At 46.5% G+C, this 4,130-nt stretch carries 2 tRNA genes and 2 rRNA genes (1 of these 4 running past the window's edge); all 4 read left to right on the top strand.

What is annotated here, in order from left to right:
• Window positions 1–396 precede the first annotated feature (396 nt).
• Window positions 397–1,912 (top strand): 16S ribosomal RNA (locus tag ACZ1AQ_RS15045).
• Window positions 1,913–2,040: 128 nt separating this feature from the next.
• Window positions 2,041–2,114, top strand: a tRNA-Ile gene (locus tag ACZ1AQ_RS15050).
• An 88-nt stretch (window positions 2,115–2,202) separates the two neighbouring features.
• A tRNA-Ala gene (locus ACZ1AQ_RS15055) sits at window positions 2,203–2,276 on the top strand.
• Between the two features lie 263 nt (window positions 2,277–2,539).
• Window positions 2,540–4,130, top strand: a 23S ribosomal RNA gene (locus ACZ1AQ_RS15060); it runs 1,389 nt beyond the window's last position.
• The 16S and 23S rRNA genes sit together here with 2 tRNA genes alongside, the layout of an rRNA operon.

Consider the following 4,130-nt stretch of genomic DNA (forward strand, 5'->3'; position numbering starts at 1 on the left):
AAAAAAAATATCAAAAAAAGCTTGTGAGAAATAAAAACGCTGTTTACCTTTGCACCCCGCAAAAGACGCGAAGTTCCTTGAGAGATTGATAAGAAGATGAGGGCTAAATGGAAATAAAAATTTTCAAAAAAAAGTTTCAAATTTTCTTGCCGGTTAAAAAAGAATTACTACTTTTGCACCCGCTTTGAGAAACAACGAAAGGCGGAAATAAACTGAGATAAATTCGGTTTAAAATAAAGAAGAATACGTTCCTAGACATATTGAATTGACAGCCGTCTCGTTCGAAAGACGAGACAAAGAAATAAGAGTAAGCTAATCGAGAGATTAGAATTAACACCGATAGTATCTGATTCGAATAATAAAAAGATCCTGAAGTAAATTCAGGATAAACAATATACGATGAAGAGTTTGATCCTGGCTCAGGATGAACGCTAGCGGCAGGCTTAACACATGCAAGTCGAGGGGTAGAGGTTGCTTGCAACCTTGAGACCGGCGCACGGGTGCGTAACGCGTATGCAATCTACCTTTTGCAGAGGGATAGCCCAGAGAAATTTGGATTAATACCTCATAGTATGTGAGAATGGCATCATTTTCACATTAAAGTCACAACGGCAAAAGATGAGCATGCGTCCCATTAGCTAGTTGGTAAGGTAACGGCTTACCAAGGCTACGATGGGTAGGGGTCCTGAGAGGGAGATCCCCCACACTGGTACTGAGACACGGACCAGACTCCTACGGGAGGCAGCAGTGAGGAATATTGGACAATGGGCGCAAGCCTGATCCAGCCATGCCGCGTGCAGGATGACGGTCCTATGGATTGTAAACTGCTTTTGTACGGGAAGAAACCCTCCTACGTGTAGGAGCTTGACGGTACCGTAAGAATAAGGATCGGCTAACTCCGTGCCAGCAGCCGCGGTAATACGGAGGATCCAAGCGTTATCCGGAATCATTGGGTTTAAAGGGTCCGTAGGCGGTTTAGTAAGTCAGTGGTGAAAGCCCATCGCTCAACGGTGGAACGGCCATTGATACTGCTAGACTTGAATTATTAGGAAGTAACTAGAATATGTAGTGTAGCGGTGAAATGCTTAGAGATTACATGGAATACCAATTGCGAAGGCAGGTTACTACTAATGGATTGACGCTGATGGACGAAAGCGTGGGTAGCGAACAGGATTAGATACCCTGGTAGTCCACGCCGTAAACGATGGATACTAGCTGTTGGGGGCAACTTCAGTGGCTAAGCGAAAGTGATAAGTATCCCACCTGGGGAGTACGTTCGCAAGAATGAAACTCAAAGGAATTGACGGGGGCCCGCACAAGCGGTGGAGCATGTGGTTTAATTCGATGATACGCGAGGAACCTTACCAAGGCTTAAATGTAGATTGACCGGTTTGGAAACAGACTTTTCGCAAGACAATTTACAAGGTGCTGCATGGTTGTCGTCAGCTCGTGCCGTGAGGTGTCAGGTTAAGTCCTATAACGAGCGCAACCCCTGTTGTTAGTTGCCAGCGAGTGATGTCGGGAACTCTAACGAGACTGCCAGTGCAAACTGTGAGGAAGGTGGGGATGACGTCAAATCATCACGGCCCTTACGCCTTGGGCTACACACGTGCTACAATGGCCGGTACAGAGAGCAGCCACTTCGTGAGGAGGAGCGAATCTATAAAGCCGGTCACAGTTCGGATCGGAGTCTGCAACTCGACTCCGTGAAGCTGGAATCGCTAGTAATCGGATATCAGCCATGATCCGGTGAATACGTTCCCGGGCCTTGTACACACCGCCCGTCAAGCCATGGAAGCTGGGGGTGCCTGAAGTCGGTGACCGCAAGGAGCTGCCTAGGGTAAAACTAGTAACTAGGGCTAAGTCGTAACAAGGTAGCCGTACCGGAAGGTGCGGCTGGAACACCTCCTTTCTAGAGCTTTAGTGTTAGCTATATGCACGCTAAAGATAGAGAAGAAGATGCTAAAGGACTAAAGCATTGATTAGATTACTCTTGCTGTTAATTTAAAGAAATTGAATAAAGAATTAAGTAAAAAACAGAGTCTCGTAGCTCAGCTGGTTAGAGTACTACACTGATAATGTAGGGGTCGGCAGTTCGAGTCTGCCCGGGACTACTATTTTAACTTGATTAGGAAATTCTAGAGGTTGAAATCCTTATTTTTTTGGAATTTGGAATTTAAAGATTTGGAATTTTAAAAGAAAGGGGGATTAGCTCAGCTGGCTAGAGCGCCTGCCTTGCACGCAGGAGGTCATCGGTTCGACTCCGATATTCTCCACTAAAGAAGATTCAGCAAGATGGTGCTGGAGCGTCCCGATTTACATCGGGAAGGTCATCGGTTCGACTCCGATATTCTCCACTAAAGAAGATTCAGCAAGATGGTGCTGGAGCGTCCCGATTTACATCGGGAAGGTCATCGGTTCGACTCCGATATTCTCCACAAATACTGGAATAAGTTCGGTATAAAAGTTCATTGACATATTGAGATAAAAACATTTAAAAAGTAGAAAGACACGGTTGTGGTAAAACATAACCGAAGTACAATAAGCAAAATAAGGGCGTATGGGGGATGCCTAGGCTCTCAGAGGCGAAGAAGGACGTGATAAGCTGCGAAAAGCTACGGGGATTGGCACACACGAATTGATCCGTAGATATCCGAATGGGGCAACCCACTATGTTGAAGACATAGTACACCGATAGGTGGGCAAACCCGCTGAACTGAAACATCTAAGTAGGCGGAGGAGAAGAAAACAAAAGTGATTCCGTAAGTAGTGGCGAGCGAACGCGGATTAGCCCAAACCAGAGTTGTTACGGCAATTTTGGGGTTGTAGGACCACGATATTTTATGTACAAGGAACCAGAAGTTACTGGAAAGTAGCGCCATAGAGAGTGATAGCCTTGTATGGGTAACGAGTATAATAAATAGTGGTATCCTGAGTAGGGCGGGGCACGTGAAACCCTGTCTGAATTTGGCGGGACCATCCGCTAAGGCTAAATACTCCTGAGAGACCGATAGTGAACCAGTACCGTGAGGGAAAGGTGAAAAGAACCGTGAATAACGGAGTGAAATAGATCCTGAAACCATACGCTTACAAGCGGTCGGAGCCCTTTAGTGGGGTGACGGCGTGCCTTTTGCATAATGAGCCTACGAGTTAACGTTGCTGGCAAGGATAAGTGGTTAAGCCATGGATCCGTAGCGAAAGCGAGTCTGAATAGGGCGCTTTAGTCAGTAGTGTTAGACGCGAAACCGTGTGATCTACCCATGGGCAGGATGAAGCGCTGGTAACACAGTGTGGAGGTCCGAACCGGTTGACGTTGAAAAGTCTTCGGATGACCTGTGGGTAGGGGTGAAAGGCCAATCAAACTCGGAAATAGCTCGTACTCCCCGAAATGCATTTAGGTGCAGCGTTATTTTAGTTATATAGAGGTAGAGCTACTGATTGGATGCGGGGGCTTCACCGCCTACCAATTCCTGACAAACTCCGAATGCTATATAATGATTGATAACAGTGAGGGCTTGGGTGCTAAGGTCCAAGTCCGAGAGGGAAAGAACCCAGACCATCAGCTAAGGTCCCCAAATATATGCTAAGTTGAAAGAACGAGGTTTGTCTGCCCAGACAGCTAGGATGTTGGCTTGGAAGCAGCCATTCATTTAAAGAGTGCGTAACAGCTCACTAGTCGAGCGGACGAGCATGGATAATAATCGGGCATAAGCATATTACCGAAGCTATGGATTTTAACGTAAGTTAAAGTGGTAGGGGAGCATTCTAACAGGGTTGAAGGTGTGTCGTAAGGCATGCTGGACTGGTTAGAAAAGAAAATGTAGGCATAAGTAACGATAATGCGGGCGAGAAACCCGCACACCGAAAGACTAAGGTTTCCACAGCTATGCTAATCAGCTGTGGGTTAGTCGGGACCTAAGGCGAACCCGAAAGGGACAGTCGATGGCCAACGGGTTAATATTCCCGTACTACTGATTACTGTGATGGGGTGACGGAGTGATGAAAGCGCCGCGAACTGACGGAATAGTTCGTTGAAGTACCTACCTATAAGATCTGCAGGCAAATCCACAGATTTTGGGGAAATACGATAGTACTCGGAGTCTTCGGACAAAGAGATAGTGCGCCTAAGG

The sequence above is a fragment of the Flavobacterium sp. UM26 genome (assembly GCF_057922445.1).